Source organism: Thermodesulfomicrobium sp. WS, assembly GCF_027925145.1.
Taxonomy (GTDB): Bacteria; Desulfobacterota; Desulfovibrionia; order Desulfovibrionales; family Desulfomicrobiaceae; genus Thermodesulfomicrobium.
In genome coordinates this window covers 608,795-627,090 of record NZ_AP027130.1, presented here as the reverse complement: position 1 = coordinate 627,090, position 18,296 = coordinate 608,795, and the positions used below count along the sequence as shown (strand labels likewise).

The 18,296-nt window shown below is 65.8% G+C and carries 14 protein-coding genes, 2 tRNA genes and 1 pseudogene; 16 read left to right on the top strand and 1 reads right to left on the bottom strand.

The window, feature by feature from the left end:
- The first annotated feature begins 161 nt into the window (after nucleotides 1-161).
- The 10 genes from QMF81_RS03065 to QMF81_RS03020 are packed head-to-tail and all read left to right on the top strand — an operon-like array spanning nucleotide 162 to nucleotide 12,023.
- On the top strand, nucleotides 162-1,133 hold the full coding sequence (locus tag QMF81_RS03065; RefSeq protein WP_281751905.1) for an aspartate carbamoyltransferase catalytic subunit: 972 nt from the start codon (nucleotides 162-164) through the stop codon (nucleotides 1,131-1,133).
- Nucleotides 1,100-2,386, top strand: a complete 1,287-nt coding sequence (locus QMF81_RS03060) for a dihydroorotase (protein ID WP_281751903.1) — start codon at nucleotides 1,100-1,102, stop codon at nucleotides 2,384-2,386. Before QMF81_RS03065 ends, QMF81_RS03060 begins: the two co-directional genes overlap by 34 nt.
- Complete coding sequence (locus QMF81_RS03055; protein ID WP_281751901.1) at nucleotides 2,371-3,756, top strand: sigma-54 dependent transcriptional regulator; 1,386 nt, start codon at nucleotides 2,371-2,373, stop codon at nucleotides 3,754-3,756. The genes QMF81_RS03060 and QMF81_RS03055 overlap by 16 nt, the downstream gene beginning before the upstream one ends.
- 35 nt (nucleotides 3,757-3,791) lie before the next feature.
- Nucleotides 3,792-5,111 carry an HD domain-containing protein gene (locus QMF81_RS03050; protein ID WP_281751899.1) on the top strand — a complete coding sequence of 440 codons (1,320 nt, stop codon included), beginning with the start codon at nucleotides 3,792-3,794 and terminating at the stop codon, nucleotides 5,109-5,111.
- A gap of 5 nt (nucleotides 5,112-5,116) precedes the next feature.
- Nucleotides 5,117-6,169, top strand: a complete 1,053-nt coding sequence (gene rlmN / locus QMF81_RS03045) for a 23S rRNA (adenine(2503)-C(2))-methyltransferase RlmN (protein ID WP_281751897.1) — start codon at nucleotides 5,117-5,119, stop codon at nucleotides 6,167-6,169.
- Nucleotides 6,156-6,533 carry a phosphoribosyl-AMP cyclohydrolase gene (gene hisI, locus QMF81_RS03040; protein WP_281751895.1) on the top strand — a complete coding sequence of 126 codons (378 nt, stop codon included), beginning with the start codon at nucleotides 6,156-6,158 and terminating at the stop codon, nucleotides 6,531-6,533. Before rlmN ends, hisI begins: the two co-directional genes overlap by 14 nt.
- Complete coding sequence (gene hisG / locus QMF81_RS03035) at nucleotides 6,533-7,411, top strand: ATP phosphoribosyltransferase (protein ID WP_281751894.1); 879 nt, start codon at nucleotides 6,533-6,535, stop codon at nucleotides 7,409-7,411. The genes hisI and hisG overlap by 1 nt, the downstream gene beginning before the upstream one ends.
- 41 nt (nucleotides 7,412-7,452) lie before the next feature.
- Nucleotides 7,453-8,208, top strand: a complete 756-nt coding sequence (locus QMF81_RS03030) for a tetratricopeptide repeat protein (protein WP_281751893.1) — start codon at nucleotides 7,453-7,455, stop codon at nucleotides 8,206-8,208.
- Complete coding sequence (locus tag QMF81_RS03025; RefSeq protein ID WP_281751892.1) at nucleotides 8,126-9,532, top strand: radical SAM protein; 1,407 nt, start codon at nucleotides 8,126-8,128, stop codon at nucleotides 9,530-9,532. Before QMF81_RS03030 ends, QMF81_RS03025 begins: the two co-directional genes overlap by 83 nt.
- A gap of 7 nt (nucleotides 9,533-9,539) precedes the next feature.
- Complete coding sequence (locus QMF81_RS03020) at nucleotides 9,540-12,023, top strand: 2-oxoacid:acceptor oxidoreductase family protein (protein WP_281751891.1); 2,484 nt, start codon at nucleotides 9,540-9,542, stop codon at nucleotides 12,021-12,023.
- A 123-nt stretch (nucleotides 12,024-12,146) separates the two neighbouring features.
- Here QMF81_RS03020 and QMF81_RS03015 read toward each other — a convergent pair.
- A tRNA-Thr gene (locus QMF81_RS03015) sits at nucleotides 12,147-12,222 on the bottom strand.
- Between the two features lie 371 nt (nucleotides 12,223-12,593).
- Here QMF81_RS03015 and QMF81_RS03010 point away from each other — a divergent pair.
- From QMF81_RS03010 to QMF81_RS11340, 6 genes and pseudogenes are all read left to right on the top strand, one after another.
- Nucleotides 12,594-12,726 (top strand): annotated as a pseudogene (locus QMF81_RS03010) (ISNCY family transposase); the annotation flags it as partial.
- Between the two features lie 329 nt (nucleotides 12,727-13,055).
- Nucleotides 13,056-13,131: transfer RNA gene (locus tag QMF81_RS03005), tRNA-Asn, on the top strand.
- A 360-nt stretch (nucleotides 13,132-13,491) separates the two neighbouring features.
- On the top strand, nucleotides 13,492-14,346 hold the full coding sequence (locus QMF81_RS03000) for a branched-chain amino acid ABC transporter permease (RefSeq protein WP_281751889.1): 855 nt from the start codon (nucleotides 13,492-13,494) through the stop codon (nucleotides 14,344-14,346).
- Nucleotides 14,347-14,416: 70 nt separating this feature from the next.
- Nucleotides 14,417-15,427 carry a branched-chain amino acid ABC transporter permease gene (locus QMF81_RS02995; protein ID WP_281751887.1) on the top strand — a complete coding sequence of 337 codons (1,011 nt, stop codon included), beginning with the start codon at nucleotides 14,417-14,419 and terminating at the stop codon, nucleotides 15,425-15,427.
- Nucleotides 15,414-16,178: an ABC transporter ATP-binding protein gene (locus QMF81_RS02990; protein ID WP_281751885.1), complete on the top strand. Its 765-nt coding sequence runs from the start codon at nucleotides 15,414-15,416 to the stop codon at nucleotides 16,176-16,178. The genes QMF81_RS02995 and QMF81_RS02990 overlap by 14 nt, the downstream gene beginning before the upstream one ends.
- The gene (locus QMF81_RS11340; protein ID WP_348772190.1) at nucleotides 16,178-18,262 is read left to right on the top strand and encodes an ATP-binding cassette domain-containing protein; all 2,085 of its coding nucleotides are present in this window, start codon (nucleotides 16,178-16,180) and stop codon (nucleotides 18,260-18,262) included. The genes QMF81_RS02990 and QMF81_RS11340 overlap by 1 nt, the downstream gene beginning before the upstream one ends.
- Nucleotides 18,263-18,296 lie beyond the last annotated feature (34 nt).

Genomic DNA, 18,296 nt, shown 5'->3' with positions numbered 1-18,296 from the left:
GCCACGTCTCTCTCGGCTAGAAAATTTTGCGGAGGAACGCCGGACCGAGCATCCGCCGAGCGCCATGATTCTTCGAAAATCCGCTGAACTTTTCAAGCCAACGGGGCCCTTCCGCAGCTGGAAGGCCCCTTTTTTTTTCGTCCTAGCCCAGCGAGGTCCCCATGCAATGGCCCCATAAAGACCTGCTCGACGTCTCTCAGCTCACCACCGAGGAGGCGCTCTTTCTCTTGCGCACGGCCGAGCGCTTTGCCGAGATCAACACCCGCCCCGTCAAGAAAGCGCCCATTCTCAAAGGCAAAAGCGTCGTCCTCTTTTTTGCCGAGCCCTCCACCCGCACCAAGGTCTCCTTTGACGTTGCGGCCAAGCGCCTGTCCGCCGACAGCTTCAGCATCAGCGCCTCCACCAGCTCTCTGCAAAAAGGCGAAAGCCTCAAGGACACGGCCCTCACCCTGGAGGCCATGCGGCCGGACGCCATCGTCATCCGCCACCGGGCAAGCGGCGCTGCCCAGTACCTGGCCGAGCGGCTGTGCTGCGCGGTCATCAACGCCGGCGACGGCCAGCACGCCCACCCCACCCAGGCGCTGCTCGACACCTTCACCCTGAGCCAGGCCTGGCAGGGGGCGTTCGCCGGCAAGGTCGTCTGCATCCTCGGCGACATCGCCCATAGCCGGGTGGCGCGCTCCGGCGTGGACCTCCTCTCCCGCCTGGGCGTGCGTGTCCGCCTCTGCGCGCCCCGCACCCTGCTGCCCCCAGGGGTGGCCAGCTGGCCCGCCCAGGTGTACACCGACCCGGGCACGGCGGTGGCCGGGGCGGACGCCATCATGTGTCTGCGCCTCCAATTGGAGCGCCAGCAGGCGGGGCTTCTCCCGAGCCTTGCCGAATATGCCCGGCGCTTTGGCCTGTCGCGTGCGCTGCTCGCCAAGGCGGCCCCGGGCGCCATAGTCCTGCACCCCGGCCCCATGAACCGGGGCGTGGAGATCGCCGATTCCGTGGCCGATGGTCCGGCCAGCCGCGTCCTCGACCAAGTGACCGCGGGAGTGGCCGTGCGCATGGCCGTGCTCCACCTGCTGCTTACCCGCAACGCCTCAAGGAGAGTTTCATGCTCACCTGGATCATCCGCCATGCCCGCCTGAACGATGCCACCGTGGACCTTGCCGTCCAGGCAGACCGTATCGCTGCCATCGCCCCGGCAGGAAGCCTCCAGGACGAAGGCGCACGCCTCCTGGACGCCCATGGTGCCCGCCTGCTTCCGAGCCTCATCGACGCCCATGTGCACCTGCGGGAGCCTGGATTCGAATACAAAGAAGACATCGCCTCAGGCCTTGCCGCTGCCCTGGCGGGCGGCTTTGGCCAGGTGATGGCCATGGCCAACACCAATCCGGTCAACGACTCGGCTGCGGTGACCACCTTCATGCTGGAGCGGGCCCGCGGAAGCCACCCCCACGGCCCCTGGCTTCGGCCCATCGGCGCCCTGACCAAGGGCCTGGCCGGCCAGGAACTGGCGCCTGCCGGCGAACTGGCCGAGGCAGGATGCGTGGCCCTCTCCAATGACGGAAAACCCGTGGCCTCCACGGAGATCCTGCGTCGGGCCATGGAGTACGCCGCCGACCTCGGACTTGTGGTCATCGACCATTGCGAAGACCCCACGCTGGGCGCTGGCGGAGGCATGAACGAAGGCGCGCTCTCCGGCCGCCTGGGGATCAAAGGCATCCCGGACATCAGCGAGGCCATCCAGGTGGCGCGGGACGTCCTCTTGGCGAGCTATCTCCACATCCCCATCCACCTGGCCCATATCAGCTGCCGCGCTTCGGTGGAGATCATCGCCCAGGCCAAGGCCAAAGGGGTGCCGGTCACGGCCGAGACCTGTCCCCACTACCTGGTATGGGACGAGACCCTGGTAGAAGGCTACCGCACCGCCGCCAAGGTGAATCCGCCGCTGCGCAGCGCCGACGACGTCCTGGCCCTGCGCGAGGCCGTGCGCACCGGAGTCATCGACATCCTGGCCACGGACCACGCCCCGCACGCGGCCCACGAAAAAGACGTCCCCTTCGACGAAGCGCCCTTCGGCATCAGCGGTCTGGATACGGCCCTGTCGCTCACCACCCTTTTGGTGCGCGAACACGCGCTTTCCTGGAGCGACGTCGTGCGCCTCTGGGCCGAGGCTCCGGCGCGCATCTTCCGCCTGCCGGAAGCACGCATCGAGGAAGGCGCTCCTGCCAATTTCCTCCTTCTGGCGGAAGACGCCACCTGGACCGTGTCCCGAAAGACCATGCTCTCCAAGAGCACCAATACCCCGGCCCTGGGCATGGAACTCCCTGGCCAGGTCCTTGCCCACTTCATCGACGGCCACCTTTTGTTCCAGCGCACGCCATGGCCCGCATCCTGATCGTCGATGATGACCTCAGCCTGCGGGAGGTGCTGGAAATCGCCCTCTCCCGCGCCCGCCACCAGGTGCGCCTGGCCGCAGACCTTGCCTCGGCCTGGAAGATCCTGGAGCGGGAAAGCGTGGATCTCGCCCTGGTGGATCTGCGCCTGGGGACGGAAAGCGGCCTGGAGCTCTTGCGGCGCATGCACGAGGCCGGTCTGCCCACGCCGGCGGTCATGATCACCGCCTATGCGGACACCAAAAGCGCCATGGAGGCCATCCGCCTCGGCGCCCGGGACTACATCGCCAAACCCTTCGAGCTGGACGAACTCTTGCTCCTCGTGGAGCGCACCCTGGAGAGCGCCCGCCTGGAGATGGAAAACGCCCTGCTCAAAGGCGAGCTCCACGACCGCTACGGCACGGTCATCGCCCACTCTCCGGCCATGGGCCACGTGCTGCGCCTTGCCGAACGCATCGCGCCCACGCCCATTTCCGTGCTCATCACCGGCGAATCCGGCACCGGCAAGGAGCTCATCGCCCGCACCATCCATCGCCAAAGCCCCCGGGGGGGCGGGCCGTTTCTGGCCATCAATTGCGGCGGCCTCCCGGAACACCTGGTGGAGAGCGAACTCTTCGGGTTCCGCAAAGGGGCCTTTACCGGCGCCGACCGCTCCAAAAAAGGCCTGGTGGAAATGGCAAACGGCGGCACCCTGTTTCTCGACGAAGTGGCGGAGCTCGCCCCGGCCATGCAGGTCAAGCTCCTGCGCTTTCTCCAGGAGCGCCGCTTTCTCCCTTTGGGTGCCACGGAAGAGTGCAGCGCCGATGTGCGCATCATCGCCGCCACCAACCGCCCGGTGGAGGAGGAAGTGGCCCAGGGGAGCCTGCGCGAAGACCTCTACTACCGTTTGAGCGGCGTGCGGGTGCATCTGCCGCCGCTGCGGGAGCGCCAGGAAGACATCCTCCCCCTGGCCGAACACTTCCTGCGTCGGGCCTGCGCCGAACAGAAGCGCTCCATCAGCGCCTTTTCCGAAGGCGCCCGGACCAAACTGCTCTCCTATACCTACCCCGGCAACGTGCGCGAGCTGGAAAACATCGTCGAACGCGCCGTGGCGCTGGAGACCGGTCGGGTCATCCGACCAGAATCGCTTATCATTTATGAAACCTGCGCCCCCCGCGCCCACGACCCGGAACTTTCCCGCCTGTGGAGCGGACAGATCAACCTCGACCAGTATCTCCTGGAGCACGAACGTGCCGTGCTCCAGGAGGCCCTTGCCAAGACCGGCGGCCATAAAGGCAAGGCCGCGGAACTCTTGGGAATCAGTTTTCGGCAGCTGCGCTACCGCTTGACCAAGACCATGGAAAAAGACGAAGATTTCTCTTCCGAGCCATAAGCCGGGATTTTGCGTGTGCCATAAGGAGCCTTCTCATGCCCCAACCCATCCGTGATGCCGCCTCCCTGTGCAAAACCATCATGCGCAACGGCTACGACGCCTACGTCATTGGCGCCGCCCTGCATGAACGCCTGCTCGCCCATTCCAAAGACGCCACCGTGGATATCTGCACCGATTTGGACCTCGACGGTCTGCGCGGCCTCTTTCCCGAGGTCAAAGCCGCCGAGGGGCCGATGTTCGCCACCCTCACCCAAGGGGAATCCGTCTTCCACTTCTACGCCGCCGACGTCCTCGACGCCTCGCATCCCGAGGTCTGTGTGGCGCAGCTCACCCCGCGCATGATCCTTTCCCTCCAGGAATGCGAAGAGTTTCCCCTTTCCGTGGCCTGCCCCTACATCCCGCAACCTCGGGACACCTACGACGGCTTCGAATCCCTGGATCGCGGGGTGGTGCAGCTCAAGGGCATTCCCGACGAAACCCTCAAGCACGACTACTCGCGCGCCATCCGCGCCCTGCGCTTTGCCGCCAACTACCACCTGCCCATCGAGGCCAACACCTGGATGGCCTTGGTGCGCTCCTCCCGCCGCGTACTCGACTACGTCTCGGTCACGGACATCATGGACGAGTGGCGCAAGGTGGAGGCGGAAAACATGTGGCGCTTCGTGCAGCTGCTCTTCGACACCATGATCCTCCACGGCCTGGTGCCCGAGCTCGCTGCCTTGTCGCGCATCTTCGAGACCAAGAGCGAAGACCAGCACGAGTCCGTATGGGAGCATACGGTAGCGGTCATGCGCCACTACCCCGAGGAACTCCCCTACGACTGGTACGGCACCCTGGCCTGCCTCTTCCACGACTGCGGCAAGCTCTACACCGGTGAAAGCGTGGGAGAACGCATCACCTTCTACCAGCACCATCGGGTGGGGGCCAAAGTGGCCCGCAAGATCCTCAAGCGTCTGCGGTTCAACACCGACGAGGTGGACCTCATCTGCCACCTGGTGCGGCACCACATGCATTTCCATTTCATGCTCACCGACAAAGGCATCCGCCGCTTCAAGGCCCTGGACGAGTACCCGCGGCTCATCGAGATCGCCCGAGCCAACATCAAGGCCCGCGGCGCGGCCTACACCGAGTTCAACCACAACATGAAGATGCTCGACCGGGCCGATATCCGTGAAGAGCTGCTGGAGCCGCTGCTCAACGGCAAGCAGATCATGGACATCGCCGGCATCAAGCCCGGCCCCGCGGTGGGGCTGATTCGCGACAGCCTGCTTCAGGCGCAAATCTCCGGCGATGTCGCCACCGTGGACGAGGCGGTGCAATTCGTCCTGCGCTACAAGGAGCTCAACCGCCTGTAGAGGCCATGGATACCCCCAACCTTCTGGACTTCACCCTCCCCGAGCTCGAGGATTTCGTGAGCCGGCGCGGGCATCCTCCGTTTCGGGGCCGGCAACTGTGGCAATGGCTGTGGCGCCGCGGCCAGCTGGATGTGGCCGCCATGACCAACTTGGCCAAGGCCCTGCGCGCCGAGCTCAGCGCCACGGCGAGCGCCCGTTTGCCGCGCATCGCCCAGGTCCAACAAAGCCAGGACGGCACGGTCAAATTCCTCCTGACCCTGCACGACGGGGCCCAAGTGGAGACCGTGCTCATCCCCGATGACGACCGCTTCACCCAATGCCTGTCCTGCCAGGTGGGCTGCCCCATGGCCTGCACCTTCTGCGCCACCGGGACCATGGGCCTTCGGCGCAACATGACCGGCGGCGAGATCGCCGCCCAGGTGCTTGCCGCCCGCCTCTGGGCAGAGGAAAACGTCCCACAAAAACCCATCACCAACCTCGTGTTCATGGGGATGGGCGAGCCCTTTCTCAATTGGCCCAACGTGCGCCGCGCCCTCCACATCCTGACGCACCCCGAGGGGCTGAGCTTCTCCCGCCGCCGCGTGACCCTTTCCACCTGCGGCATCCCCGGTACGCTTCAGCTTCTCGCCGAAGAAGACCTCGCCCTGCCGGCCATCTCGCTCCATGCGCCCACCCAAGAGCTGCGGGCGCGCATCATGCCCAAGGCGGCAGGCTGGGAGATCACCGAGCTCATGGCGGCGCTTCGCCGCTACCCCCTGCGGCCCCGGGAGCGCATCACCATCGAGTATCTGCTCCTTGGCGGGGTCAACGACACCCTTGCCCACGCCCGGGATTTGGTGCGGCTGCTCTCCCACCTCAAATGCAAGGTCAATCTCATCGCCTACAATCCCACGCCCGGCGCGACCTACCAGGCCCCCGCCCCCGACGCGGTCCTCGCCTTTGAAGACCTCTTGCGGCGCAAAGGCTTCACGGTGACGCTGCGCAAGAGCAAGGGCCAGGACATCGCCGCGGCCTGTGGACAACTCGCCACCCAAGGAACCGCCCATGCACAAACCTGATTTTGCCAAGTGTGGCGGCCTCGTGCCAGCCATCGCCCAAGACGCCGCCACCGGCGAGGTGCTCATGCTCGCCTATATGAACGAAGCCGCCTGGGAGGCCACCCTCGCCACCGGAGAGGCCCACTACTACAGCCGCAGCCGCCAGACACTCTGGCACAAGGGCGGCACTTCCGGACACGTGCAAAAGGTCCGCGCCATCCGCCTGGACTGCGATGCCGATACCGTTTTGCTCGTGGTGGAACAGGTGGGCGGCGCCGCCTGCCACACCGGCCACCGCAGCTGTTTCTATACCGAGCGCCTGCCCGATGGCTCGTGGCGAAAGTGCTCTCCCATCATCTTCGATCCCAAGGAGGTATATCAATAATGGACGAACCCCGCTTGCGTCTGGGAATCCCCAAGGGTTCCCTGGAAGAGGCCACCGTCAAACTCTTTGCCAAGGCTGGGTGGAAGATCACCTCCCACCACCGCAATTACTTTCCGGAGGTGGATGACCCCGAACTCTCCCTCGCCCTGTGCCGGGCCCAGGAAATGGCTCGCTACGTGGAGTCCGGGGTGCTGGACGCTGGGCTCACCGGCAAGGACTGGATCCTGGAAAACGAATCCGACGTCGTGGTGGTGGCGGATCTCATCTACTCCAAGGCCAGTAACCGGCCCGCACGCTGGGTACTCGCCGTGGCCGGCGACTCCCCCTACCGTCGTCCGGAAGACCTGGCTGGCAAGAAGATCGCCACGGAGTTCGTGGGCTTTACCCGCCGCTACTTTGCCGAGGCCGGCATCCCGGTGGAGGTGGAATATTCCTGGGGCGCCACCGAGGCCAAGGTGGTGGAGGGGCTCGCCGACGCCATCGTGGAGATCACCGAGACCGGCACCACCATCAAGGCCCATGGGCTGCGCATCATCGCCGAACTCCTGCAGACCAACACCCAGCTCATCGCCAACAAGAAGGCCTGGGAAGACCCCTGGAAGCGCCGCAAGATCGAGATCCTCAACACCCTACTCCAGGGGGCCTTGCGCGCCGAAACCATGGTGGCCTTGAAGATGAACGCGCCCGCGGACAAAGTGGATGCCATCATGGGGGTCTTGCCGAGCATGAACGCGCCCACGGTGGCCCACCTCTACCGGTCCGACTGGCTGTCCGTCGAGACGGTGGTGGAGCGCCGCCAGGTGCGCGACCTCATCCCTAAGCTCCTTGCCGTCGGGGCCCAGGACATCATCGAGTATGCGCTGAACAAAGTCGTCTAGCCGCTGGGAGGGGCATCCCTCCCAGCCCTCTGGAGGAACCCATGCCCGCCGTCTGCTCTCGCATCCTCCTCATCGCCCTGCTCATTCTTGCGAGCTGCGCCCATATGGGCAGCGGATCCAGGGAAGTGTCCTTACGGCTGGATCTCGCGGAGGCATACATCGCCAACCGCAAGCCGCAACTGGCCATGCAGGAGCTTATGGCCATCGCAGACCGGGCCGAGGGGCTCAAACGCTACCACTTCGACCTGGGGCTCGCCTACTTTGCCCTGGACCAAGTGGACGACGCCCGCAAGGCCTTCGCCCGCACGGTAGAGCTCGACCCGGAATACGGCGAAGGCTGGAACAACCTCGGCCGCGTCCTCGAGGCACAAGGCAAATGGGAGGAGGCCAAGGCGGCCTACGAGAAGGCCATCGCCATCCTCACCTACGCCACACCGGAGCTGGCGGCCACCAACCTCGCCCGGCTGCTGCTGCGCCACGGCCAAGCCGACCAAGCCGAAGCCATGGCCCGGCTCGCCATCCGCCGCAACTGGCTCTATACGCCCGGATATCTGCTCCTGGCGCAAATCCAGGAAGGCAAGGGAGGCCTCGCCGCTGCCCAGGCCACCCTGGAGGAAGGGCTCGCCGCCAACCTCAATGCCGTGGCCCTCAAACTCGCCCTTGGGGAAAACATCCTCCGCCAAGGCAAGACCGCCGAGGCCAAGGCCCAGTTTCATGCCATCGTCAAAAACCATCCCGGCACCCCAGAGGCCAAGGTGGCCCAGGATTACCTGGACATCCTCCCCGAAGGCAAATAGTCCCCGCATCCTCGGCATCAACCCCTGGATCCACGACTTTGCCGCCTACGGCCTATGGTCGCGGCCAGCAGGACTGCTTTCGGCCCTCTCCATGCTCTCCCAATGCGGCTGTTCGGTGGCCCTCATGGACACCTTGGAGCGCACCTGGGCTGACGTCCCCTGGCCCCGGCCCCATCCTGACGGCCGAGGTCCCTATCCCAAGGCCGAAATCCCCAAACCCGCCATCTTCGCCCAGGTGCCCCGGCGGTTTTGCCGCTACGGCCACGATCCGACGCGGGTGCAAGCGGCCCTGGCCGCCCTCTCCCCGCCTCCGGACCTGGTGCTCGTCACCTCCATCATGACCTATTGGTATCCGGGCGTGGACGAGGCAGTGCGCCTGTGCCGACGCCTTTGGCCCCGGGTGCCGGTGGTGGTGGGCGGCGTTTATGCTACCCTCTGCCCGGAACACGCCCGGCGCCTGGAGGCGGATCACTGCATTTGCGGCCCCCTGGAAACCCCTGAGAATTGGGCCGCCTTGTGGCGGCTTTTGGGTGCTTCTCCCCCGAGCCTACCGGCCCACGCCGGGCTGCGCCTTGCCCACGAGCTCTACGCATCCCCGGATTTCGGGGTGATCCTCGGCTCCCGGGGCTGTCCCTTTGCCTGCGCCTACTGCGCAAGCCGGCTGCTTTCCCCGGGATTTTGCCAGGCGCCGAAGAGTCTCGTCCTCGAGCGCCTTGGGAGCCTGCACGCCCAAGGGGTCCGCCATGTGGCCTTCTACGACGACGCCCTGCTCGTGGCCCCGGAAATCTGGCTCTGGCCAGCGCTTGCCTGGTGCGCCGAGCACCACATGACCCTGCATACCCCCAACGCCGTGCACATCCGCGCTCTGACCCCTGACGTCTGCCGGCGCCTGTGGCGCGGCGGGGTGCGCACCCTGCGCCTGGGCCTGGAGACCCTGGACTTCAACCACCGCCTTGACGTCAAACTCACCCTTGAGGAATGGGAACAGGCAGTGGCCGCCCTGCACGCGGCCGGGTTTGGGGCAGAGCACGTACGCGCCTACGTGCTCTTTGGCCTGCCAGACGAAGACGACGATGCCACCGCGGCCACCATTGCCGAAGCAAGCCGCTTGGGCATCCCCGTGGAGCTTGCGTTCTACTCCCCCATCCCGGGGACGCCGCTCTTTGCCCGGGCGGTGCGCGTCTCGCCCTGGCCCCTGGCCGAAGAGCCCCTCACCCACAACAACTCCCTCTGGCCCTGCCGGCCCGGAGGCTTTTCCTGGGCCGAGGCCGCCCGCTGGAAAACCCTCGTGCGCCAAGCCCAACGCAACCCCAACCCCCAATGAGGAAGCCATGACTTTTTCTGATCTCTGCGACGCCCCAAGCGGCACCCCGGTGGTCCTGCAAGGCAATATCGCCTTTGCCCTGGGGTGCGTGCGCGCCGGCATCCACGCCGCTGACGGCTACCCCGGCACCCCAAGCACCGAAGTCATCGACCGGGGGCTCTCCCAGGTGCAGGACCGTATGATCGTCGGCTGGTCGGTCAACGAGGCCGTGGCCGTGGCCGTAGGCTTTGGCCACACCTTGGCGGGCAACGACTGCGTGGTGACCATGAAGATCCCCGGCCTCTTCCAGGCCGCGGACATCATCACCAGCAGCGCCTTCTACTGCGCGCCGCGCGGCGCCCTCATCTATTACATCGCCTCGGACTACACCCCGAGCTCTACCCAGCACCTCCTCGATCCCAAGGCGCTGCTGCGCAGCTGCGGCATTCCCATCCTCGAGCCGCGCACCCACCAGGAACTCCACGAATCCGCCGGACTCGCCGCGGACATCGGCCGCCGCTTCCATACGCCGGTGGCCATCCTGGCAAGCGGCACCCTGTGCCATTGTGAAGGCTTGGTGCGCCTCATGCCCACTGCCACCCGGCCCAAAGCGGAGCTCAGCCAAGGCTTTGCGCCCTTCGTCACCCTGCCGGCCAAGGCCCGCGTGGCCTACGACCGGGTCCTGGCCGAGCGCCTGCCCGCCCTGGAGGCCGTGGCCGAGGAAATCCTGCCACCCGTGCGTCTTGCCGGAAACCAGCCTGTCGGCATCATCACCCACGGAGTGAACCTCCTCCACGTGCAGGAGGCCTGCCAGCACCTCGGCATCCAGCCCCATGTGCTCGCCCTCGGCCTCACCAACCCCCTGCCCTGGAAGGCCATCGAAACCTTCGTTGCCCAGGTGAAGGGCCCCATCCATGTCCTGGAAGACGGCCAGCGCTACCTGGAGGAGCGCCTGCAAAGCCGCGGCATCGCCGTATCCGGCAAAACGCCCACAGACCCCACCACCGAATGGAGCCCGGCCACAGTGGCCGCCCGGCTGGGGGTGGATCTTCCCCGCGCCGGCGTGTCCATTGCGCCGGTCCCCCGGCCGCCGCTCATCTGCCCAGGCTGCCCGTACCGCCTCTTTGGGCTCATCGTGGGCAAGATGCGGCGCAAAGGGAAACTCGATGCCGTGTTCGGCGACATCGGCTGCAACACCCTGCTCCACTTCCTCGGGGCCATGGACACGGTCCTGGCCATGGGGGCGAGCGAGGGCAAACGCACGGGCTACGTGCTTGCCAAACCCGAGGCCGCGGGCCGCTGCCTCTCCGTCCTGGGCGACAGCACCGAGTGCCACAGCGGCATGGACGCCACCCGCAACGCCCTGTTCCGCCACGTCCCCGGCGTCAAAGTCATCCTCGACAACAGCTGGACCGCCATGACCGGCGGCCAGCCCGCACCCACCTCACCCGTGAATCTGGCGGGACAATCCAATGTCTTCGACCTGGAAGCGAGCCTGCGCGGCCACGGCGCCACGGTGCACACCGTGGACGCCTACGACAAGAAAGGCATCGAAAAAGCGCTCCAAGAAGCACTGCAGGGGGCTGCCGACGGCGGCTTCCACGTACTGGTGGTGCGCGGCATGTGCATCCGTAAGGTCCCCAAAAACCGCATGCAGACCCGCGTCAGCGTGGATGCAACGATCTGCGTGCGCTGCGGTCTGTGCCAGATCTGCCCGGGGCTCACTGCCGACGCCGAGGGGCTGCCGCAGGTGACCCCGCAATGCTCGGGCTGTGCCGGCAACGTACCGGCGTGCGCGCAGATGTGCCCTACCGGCGCACTCTCCGCCCACACCCCCGAGGTCTGCGGCCGCACCGGTTGCGTGGAGATCCCCGAAGCCCCGGGTGCCCGGGAGCTTTCCCCCTATACGCCGCTACCCGAGCGCCTGTCCGTGGCCGTGCGCGGGGTGGGCGGCCAGGGGAATCTCTTCTTCGGCCGGGTCCTCACCCAGCTGGCCTTCCTTCTGGGCTACGAAGGCGCCAACATCGTCAAGGGCGAGACCCACGGCATGGCGCAGATGGGCGGACCGGTCATCAGCACCTTTGCCTGCGGCACCACCTGGAGTCCCGCCCCCTTGCCCGGCACGGTGCACTGCCTGGTGGCCATGGAGCAGGCCGAAGTACTGCGCCCCGGTTTTGTGGACCTCCTTACCCCGGACGGCACCATCCTCATCGCCCCCACGACCATCCTGCCCGGGGGCATGCAGCCTGAAGACTATCCCACGCGGGAACGCATCGAGACCGCACTTTCGGCCTTTACCGTACGCTGGGTGGACGTCCAGGCCGAGGCCCTGCGCCTGGGCGACGTGAGCGGCCGCTCGGCCAACGTGGTCATGCTCGGCGTGCTCTCCACCCTTGCGCCGTGGAATAGCTTCCCCGTGGACTACTGGCTGGAGGCCCTGCGCCGCGTGGCCCCCAAGCCAGAGGTCTGGCAGATGAACCACGCCGCCTTCCAGGCCGGGCGCTGTTTGTAACCAGACAAGCTGTCAGCATGCGGCCCGGCCTCCGCGCGAGGTTGGGCCGCGCTTGGAAAGCCTTGAGGCCACGACAAAAACGACGCCCCCTGGAGCAGCACTCCAGGGGGCGCGATTATTCGGTGGAGCCAGGAATGGGACTTGAACCCACGGCCTGCTGATTACGAATCAGCTGCTCTACCAACTGAGCTATCCTGGCGGAAGAGAAGCCGCTCTTATGCGCAGAGCCCCAAGCCGTCAAGAGCCATCCTGAAGGTGTTCCCGGACAATGCTATTGTCACCCTGGCTGGGACAATAGAAATGTCATCCCATGAAGACACTAGGTGACGTATTCATGAAGGCAGAGGAAGCTCGGCGAGCGTTGGTGACCCTGCAGGCAGTAGCCGGAGCGTTCACGCTTCGGCAGGCGGGAGAAGTCCTCGGCCCCCGCTGCCGGCAGGTGATTCGACGGAAAAATCGGTACCGTGAGGAGGGAGCCGTGGACCTTGTCCACAAAGGACAGGGCAAAGCGAAGAGGAGCTCCAAGGCAACGTCGCGCCCCAGACCCAGTTTGGCCGCGTGCTGGAGACCTTGGGAATGCGCTGCATCGGCTGCCCGGTCGCCGCAGGCCAAGGGACGCATCGAGCGGCTGTGGAGGACGCTGCAGAACCGTCTCGTGATTGCTTTTCGCCTGGCAGGGATCCGTACCGTGGAGGCGGCGAACGACTTTCTGGGCACGTATGCGGAGCAGCTGCACAATCCCAGGTTTGCCGGAGCTCCGGCCCGGAACGGGAGCAGAGCTCCCTTGCGGCAGCATCCTCGTGGCGCTGGTATTTTCACCCTCCTCAACCCATAGCGAGGGCGATCCATAACCCCCAGAAGACAACTCCGGGGCCTTGGCAGGGGAACAACAACCATTGGGGAAAACCATGACATTTTTATTGTCCCAAACCGTCCCCAAAAGGTGACATTTTCATTGGCTGTTTACACGCGGCAAGTTGGCGCTTGACATCTGCCCCCCCGCCCCACTAGAGGGGCTCTCGCCACGAGCACTCCCTGGTAGCTCAATCGGCAGAGCGGGTGGCTGTTAACCACTAGGTTGGCGGTTCAAGTCCGTCCCAGGGAGCCAGAGTGCAATCCGCTGCATACAGCGGTAATACCCCCCATCCGGTTCGCCGGATGGGGGGTTGCTTTAGGACTTTCCTCGGCTCCAAGACTCCAGCAGCGGTGCGGGCCATCCAGAAAGAGGCCGTAAACGTCGCGGCTTGATGAACAAAAAACGTGTCCAAAAAACCGTAGACCGATACAGCCGCGCTTCCTTTGCCTTCATGAATACGTCACCCCGTGTCTTCATGGGATGACATTTTTATTGTCCCAGCCAGAGTGACAAGATCATTGTCCGGTAACAACTCGGTGCATCTGCCTTGAGCAGCGCGGCGTTTTCCCGTATCCCCGCTGGGCGCCTGCTGCCCAGGCGCGGGAGAGTATCATGGATTTCATGCAATTCGTATGGGCGGGGCTAGGCAATGGCGCCATCTACGCCCTCATTGCCCTCGGGTTCGGTGTAGTGCACGGGGCCATGGGCATCGTCAATTTCGTCCAGGTGGACCTGGTGACCCTGGGCGGGATGTTGCTGTATTCGGCCTCTGTCCTGGCAGGGCTGCCGGTACCGGTGGGGCTCCTGGCCGCAGTGGTGGGAACGGCTTTGGTGGCCATGTTCGTGGAGCGCCTGGGACTTCGGCCTGCGCGCACCAACCACCCTTTGGTGCTCGTCTTTCTGACGGTGGGGATCTCCATCGTGCTCCGGGGCGCCATCCAGATGGTCTGGGGCAAAAACCGCATGGCGGTCCCGCCCATTACCGAAGACGTGCCCGTGCGTCTGTGGGGGGCCATGGTCCTGCCGCAAACCTTGTGGATGATGGCCCTGACCGTGGCCGCCATCGGCGCCCTCGTGTGGTTTTTCCGGGGCACGAATCTGGGGCTTGCCATGCGCGCCGTGGCCTCCAACCCGACGGCCGCGGCGGTGGTGGGGATCCCCGCTGGACGGGTGCGCATGGCGGCCTTTGCCGTGGCCGGGGCGTGCGGAGGGCTTGCCGGGGCCTTGGTGACTCCGGTGACCACCTTAAGCGCCGATGTGGGCGTCCTCTTGGGGCTCAAGGGCTTTGCCGCCGCCATCTTGGGTGGCTTTGGCTCCTTTCCGGGAGCGGTGGCAGGAGGCGTGCTGCTCGGGTTGGTGGAATCCCTGGCCGCGGCGTACGTCTCCAGCGCCTACAAGGATGCCTTGGCGTTTGTGGTGCTGGTGCTGGTGCTCTGCTGGCGGCCGAGCGGGATCGTGCGCCAATGACAACGGCGTGGCAATCGATTATGGATTTGCGGGTGCCGTATCTCCCGGGCGGCATGTGCAGGAGGTTTTTGTGGACGGCCTGACGCGGGCCCGGTGGCTGCATTTTTTTTGGTCCCATCGGCTGGGGTTGGGGGTGCTTGCGGCTGCCGGCGCGGTGCTGCTTTTTCCGTGGTACACGGACAATCCCTACACCATGGGGCTGACCAACCGCATCGCCCTGATGAGTATCGCGGTGTTGGGGCTCAATCTGTTTATGGGATGTACCGGCCAGATTTCCTTGGGGCACGCGGCCTTCATGGCCGTGGGGGCGTACACCTCGGGCATCCTCACCGTGCATGCCGGCTGGTCGCCGTGGCTGGCCCTGGCGGTGGCGGTGGCGGCCGCGGCCGGGCTTTCCCTGGCGGTAGGAGTCCCGCTTTTGCGCCTCTCCGGCCATGCCTTGGCCATGGCCACCTTGGCCTGCAACGTGGTGGTCCATCACGTGCTCTTGCAGGAGGACCGGTGGACCGGCGGCCCCAGCGGCTTGGCAGGGATTCCACCCTTGACCGTGGCGCAGTGGGCCGTGGACGACCCGGTGCGGCTCCATGTGGTTCTCTGGCTCGTGGTGCTGGTGGTCATGTTTGGAGGACTCAATTTGGTGCGGAGCCTGCCTGGCCGAGGTCTCATGGTGCTTGCGGCCGACGAGGTCTGCGCCGCCTGCCTGGGGGTGCCGGTGGCGCGCGCCAAGGTCTTTTTATGGACTTTGTCGGCGGTGCTCGCTGCGGTGGCGGGCTCGCTTTTCGCCCATACCTACGGGTTCGTGAGCCCGGATTCCTTTGGCATCTTCGTGTCCACGGATTTGGCCATCATGGTGGTCTTGGGCGGCATGGGCTCGGTGTGGGGATCGGTGCTGGGGGCTGCGGTGATCGTGCTCTTGCCGGAGTTTTCCGAGCTGGCGGAAACCTACAAGGAGTTCGTCCATGGCGGCATCTTGGTGGCCATTTTACTGGTGGCCCCGCAGGGGATGATCCGGGGCATCCGCCAGGCTGTCGCCCTGGCCTGGTGGCGTGCGCAGCGAGGCAGAAGCGATGCTGCGGCTTGAGGGGGTGACCAAGCGCTTCGGCGGTCTCACTGCCTTGGATGGCGTGGGCTTTGCCGTGACTCCTGGGAGCATTACCGCCCTCATCGGGCCTAACGGTGCCGGCAAAAGCACCTTGCTCGATTGTCTCTTTGGCGTGCGCCGGGTGGATGCCGGCTCCATCCGTCTGGGGGAGCACGAACTCACCATGCTCCCCACCCACGCCATCGTCCGTCTGGGGCTTGCCCGAACCTTTCAGAACCTGCGCCTTGCCCCGCACGAGACGGTGCTCGCCAATGTCCTGGCCGGGCTGGTGGCGCGCACGCCCTTTTCGCTCACCGCGGCAATCCTCCGCCTGCCGGCGGCCCGCCATGCCGAGCGCGCCTGCCGTCTGGCCGCCCTGGAGGCCTTGGACCGTTTGGGTTTGGCCGCCAAGGCGCGGTGGCCCGCCGGGGTGCTCTCCTACGGAGACAAAAAGCGGCTGGAGCTTGCCCGCGCCCTGGTGGCCGATCCCCTCGTGCTGGTGCTCGACGAGCCGGTGGCCGGGCTCAACCGCGCGGAGACCGAGACCGTGGAAGCGGAACTGGTGCGTCTGCGGCGGGCCGGCCGCACGGTGCTCCTGGTGGAGCACGACATGGACATGGTCATGCGCCTGGCGGATCAGGTGGTGGTCTTGGACGGGGGCCGGCGCATCGCGGTGGGGACGCCGGCGCAAGTGCAGCGCAATCCCTTGGTGCTGGAGGCGTACCTCGGCCAGATGGAGGTGGTGGCCTGATGCTGGAAGTTCGCGGTCTGAGCGTACATTTTGGCACCGCCGAGGCGGTTCGCGGCATGGATTTCTCCGTGGGCGCCGCAGAGACCGTGGCCTTGGTGGGCGCCAATGGCGCGGGCAAGACCACCACCCTGCGCGCCATCATGGGGTTGGTGCGGGCAAGCGGCGGCAGCGTGCGGGTGGATGGCCGCGAGGTGTTGGGGGCCTCGCCGGCCGCCATGGTCCGTTTGGGCCTGGCCCTTTCTCCTGAAGGCCGGGAGGTGTTTGCCCATCTGAGCGTGGAGGAAAACCTGCGCCTGGGGAGCCTCGTGCTGCGTCTCTCCCGTGAGGAAGAGGCGCGGCGCATGGAGGAGGTCTTTGCGCGCTTTCCGCGTCTGGCCGAGCGCCGCCGGCAGGCGGCCGGCACCCTGTCCGGGGGCGAGCAGCAGATGCTGGCCATGGGCCGCGCCCTCATGGCCCGGCCGCGGCTGCTCCTGCTCGATGAGCCGAGCCTGGGTCTTGCGCCCAAGGTGACTGACGAGATTTTTGCCATCATCCACGCGCTTTCGCGTTCCGGCACGGCCATTTTGCTGGTGGAGCAAAATGCCGCCCGGGCGCTTGCGGCATCCACGCGCGCCTACCTCGTGGCCGGGGGGCGGGTGGTGGAGCACGGCGAAAGCCGCCGCCTGCTCGTGGACCCGGCCTTGCGCCAGGCTTTCCTCGGCGCGGCCAGCGATCACAACCCTGCGGCCAGCCGTCTGGGCGCTGCAGGACTCACCAACATCCGTCTGGAGAAACCACCCATGCAGAGCGACTTCATGCCTTCGTTTCAGAGCCCCGAAGAACTTGCGGCACATCAGCTGCGGGGGCTGCAATGGACGGTGCGCCACGCCTATGAAGGTTGCAGCGCCTACCGGGAAAAACTCGATGCCGCAGGGATCCGTCCGGAAGACATCCACAGCCTGGCGGATTTGCGCCGTTTGCCGTTGACCACCGCCGAGGATTTGCGCGACGGCTATCCCTTCCCCTTGCGCGCCGTGCCCTTTGAGCAGCTGGTGCGCATCCACGCCAGCTCCGGCACCACCGGCAAACGCAAGGTGCTGTGCTACACGCAAAAAGACCTGGACGATTGGATCCACCTCTTTGCCCGCTGCTACCAGATGGCCGGGGTCACGCCCCTGGACCGGGTGCAGATCGCCGTGGGCTACGGGGTCTGGACCGCGGGCATGGGCTTCCAACTGGGGTGCGAAAAACTCGGGGCCTTGGCCGTGCCCGTGGGGCCGGGCAATATCGACATGCAGATCCAGTTTTTGCTGGACTTCCAGTCCACGGTTTTTTGCTCCACCGCGTCCATGGCCTTGCTCATGGCCGAGGAGATCCACCGCCGCGGCGTTGCGGACAAGATCGCCGTGCGCAAGATCATTTACGGATCCGAGCGCTCCAGCCGCTCCATGCGCGCCAAGATCAGCGAACTCTTCGGCGGGGCCGAGCTCTTTGACATCACTGGGCTCACGGAACTCTACGGCCCCGGCATGGGCATCGAATGCCCGCACCACGACTGCATCCACTACTGGGCCGACTACTACATTCTGGAAATCCTCGATCCCGAAACCCTGCAACCCCTGCCGGATGGCGAATGGGGGGAGATGGTCATCACCACCTTGAGCAAGGAAGGCGCGCCCCTCATCCGCTACCGCACCCGCGACATCACCCGTATCATCCCCGGAGCGTGCACCTGCGGGTCGATCCTGCCGCGGCACTCGCGCATCAAGGGCCGCACCGACGACACCATCAAGTTCCGCGGGGTGAACATCTACCCCAGTTCCGTGGACGCCATCATTTCCGCGGTGCCGGGCCTCGGCTCCGAATACCAGATCCACCTCACCCGCGACGATGCCGGCCGCGACCATATGCGCCTGGTGGTGGAACGGGGGGAAGGGGTGCCGGCCGAGCGCTCCATCGACTTGGCCAAGGAACTGGAACACCAGGTGAAGAAACAGCTTTTGGTCTCGGTGTGGGCGGAAGTGGTGGACTATGGCCTGCTGCCGCGCTCCGAGCGCAAGAGTAAGCGCATTTTCGATACACGCATCCAGGACGAGATCGTTTAGCGGCCCGCGGAAGACGCGCGTCCGCCCAACCACG

Excerpts from the sequence above, each read along its gene's own strand:
- QMF81_RS03065 (WP_281751905.1), top strand. The coding sequence starts at position 162 with ATGCAATGGCCCCATAAAGACCTGCTCGACGTCTCTCAGCTCACCACC.
- QMF81_RS03060 (WP_281751903.1), top strand. The coding sequence starts at position 1,100 with ATGCTCACCTGGATCATCCGCCATGCCCGCCTGAACGATGCCACCGTG.
- QMF81_RS03055 (WP_281751901.1), top strand. The coding sequence starts at position 2,371 with ATGGCCCGCATCCTGATCGTCGATGATGACCTCAGCCTGCGGGAGGTG.
- QMF81_RS03050 (WP_281751899.1), top strand. The coding sequence starts at position 3,792 with ATGCCCCAACCCATCCGTGATGCCGCCTCCCTGTGCAAAACCATCATG.
- rlmN (WP_281751897.1), top strand. The coding sequence starts at position 5,117 with ATGGATACCCCCAACCTTCTGGACTTCACCCTCCCCGAGCTCGAGGAT.
- hisI (WP_281751895.1), top strand. The coding sequence starts at position 6,156 with ATGCACAAACCTGATTTTGCCAAGTGTGGCGGCCTCGTGCCAGCCATC.
- hisG (WP_281751894.1), top strand. The coding sequence starts at position 6,533 with ATGGACGAACCCCGCTTGCGTCTGGGAATCCCCAAGGGTTCCCTGGAA.
- QMF81_RS03030 (WP_281751893.1), top strand. The coding sequence starts at position 7,453 with ATGCCCGCCGTCTGCTCTCGCATCCTCCTCATCGCCCTGCTCATTCTT.
- QMF81_RS03025 (WP_281751892.1), top strand. The coding sequence starts at position 8,126 with ATGCCATCGTCAAAAACCATCCCGGCACCCCAGAGGCCAAGGTGGCCC.
- QMF81_RS03020 (WP_281751891.1), top strand. The coding sequence starts at position 9,540 with ATGACTTTTTCTGATCTCTGCGACGCCCCAAGCGGCACCCCGGTGGTC.
- QMF81_RS03000 (WP_281751889.1), top strand. The coding sequence starts at position 13,492 with ATGGATTTCATGCAATTCGTATGGGCGGGGCTAGGCAATGGCGCCATC.
- QMF81_RS02990 (WP_281751885.1), top strand. The coding sequence starts at position 15,414 with ATGCTGCGGCTTGAGGGGGTGACCAAGCGCTTCGGCGGTCTCACTGCC.
- QMF81_RS11340 (WP_348772190.1), top strand. The coding sequence starts at position 16,178 with ATGCTGGAAGTTCGCGGTCTGAGCGTACATTTTGGCACCGCCGAGGCG.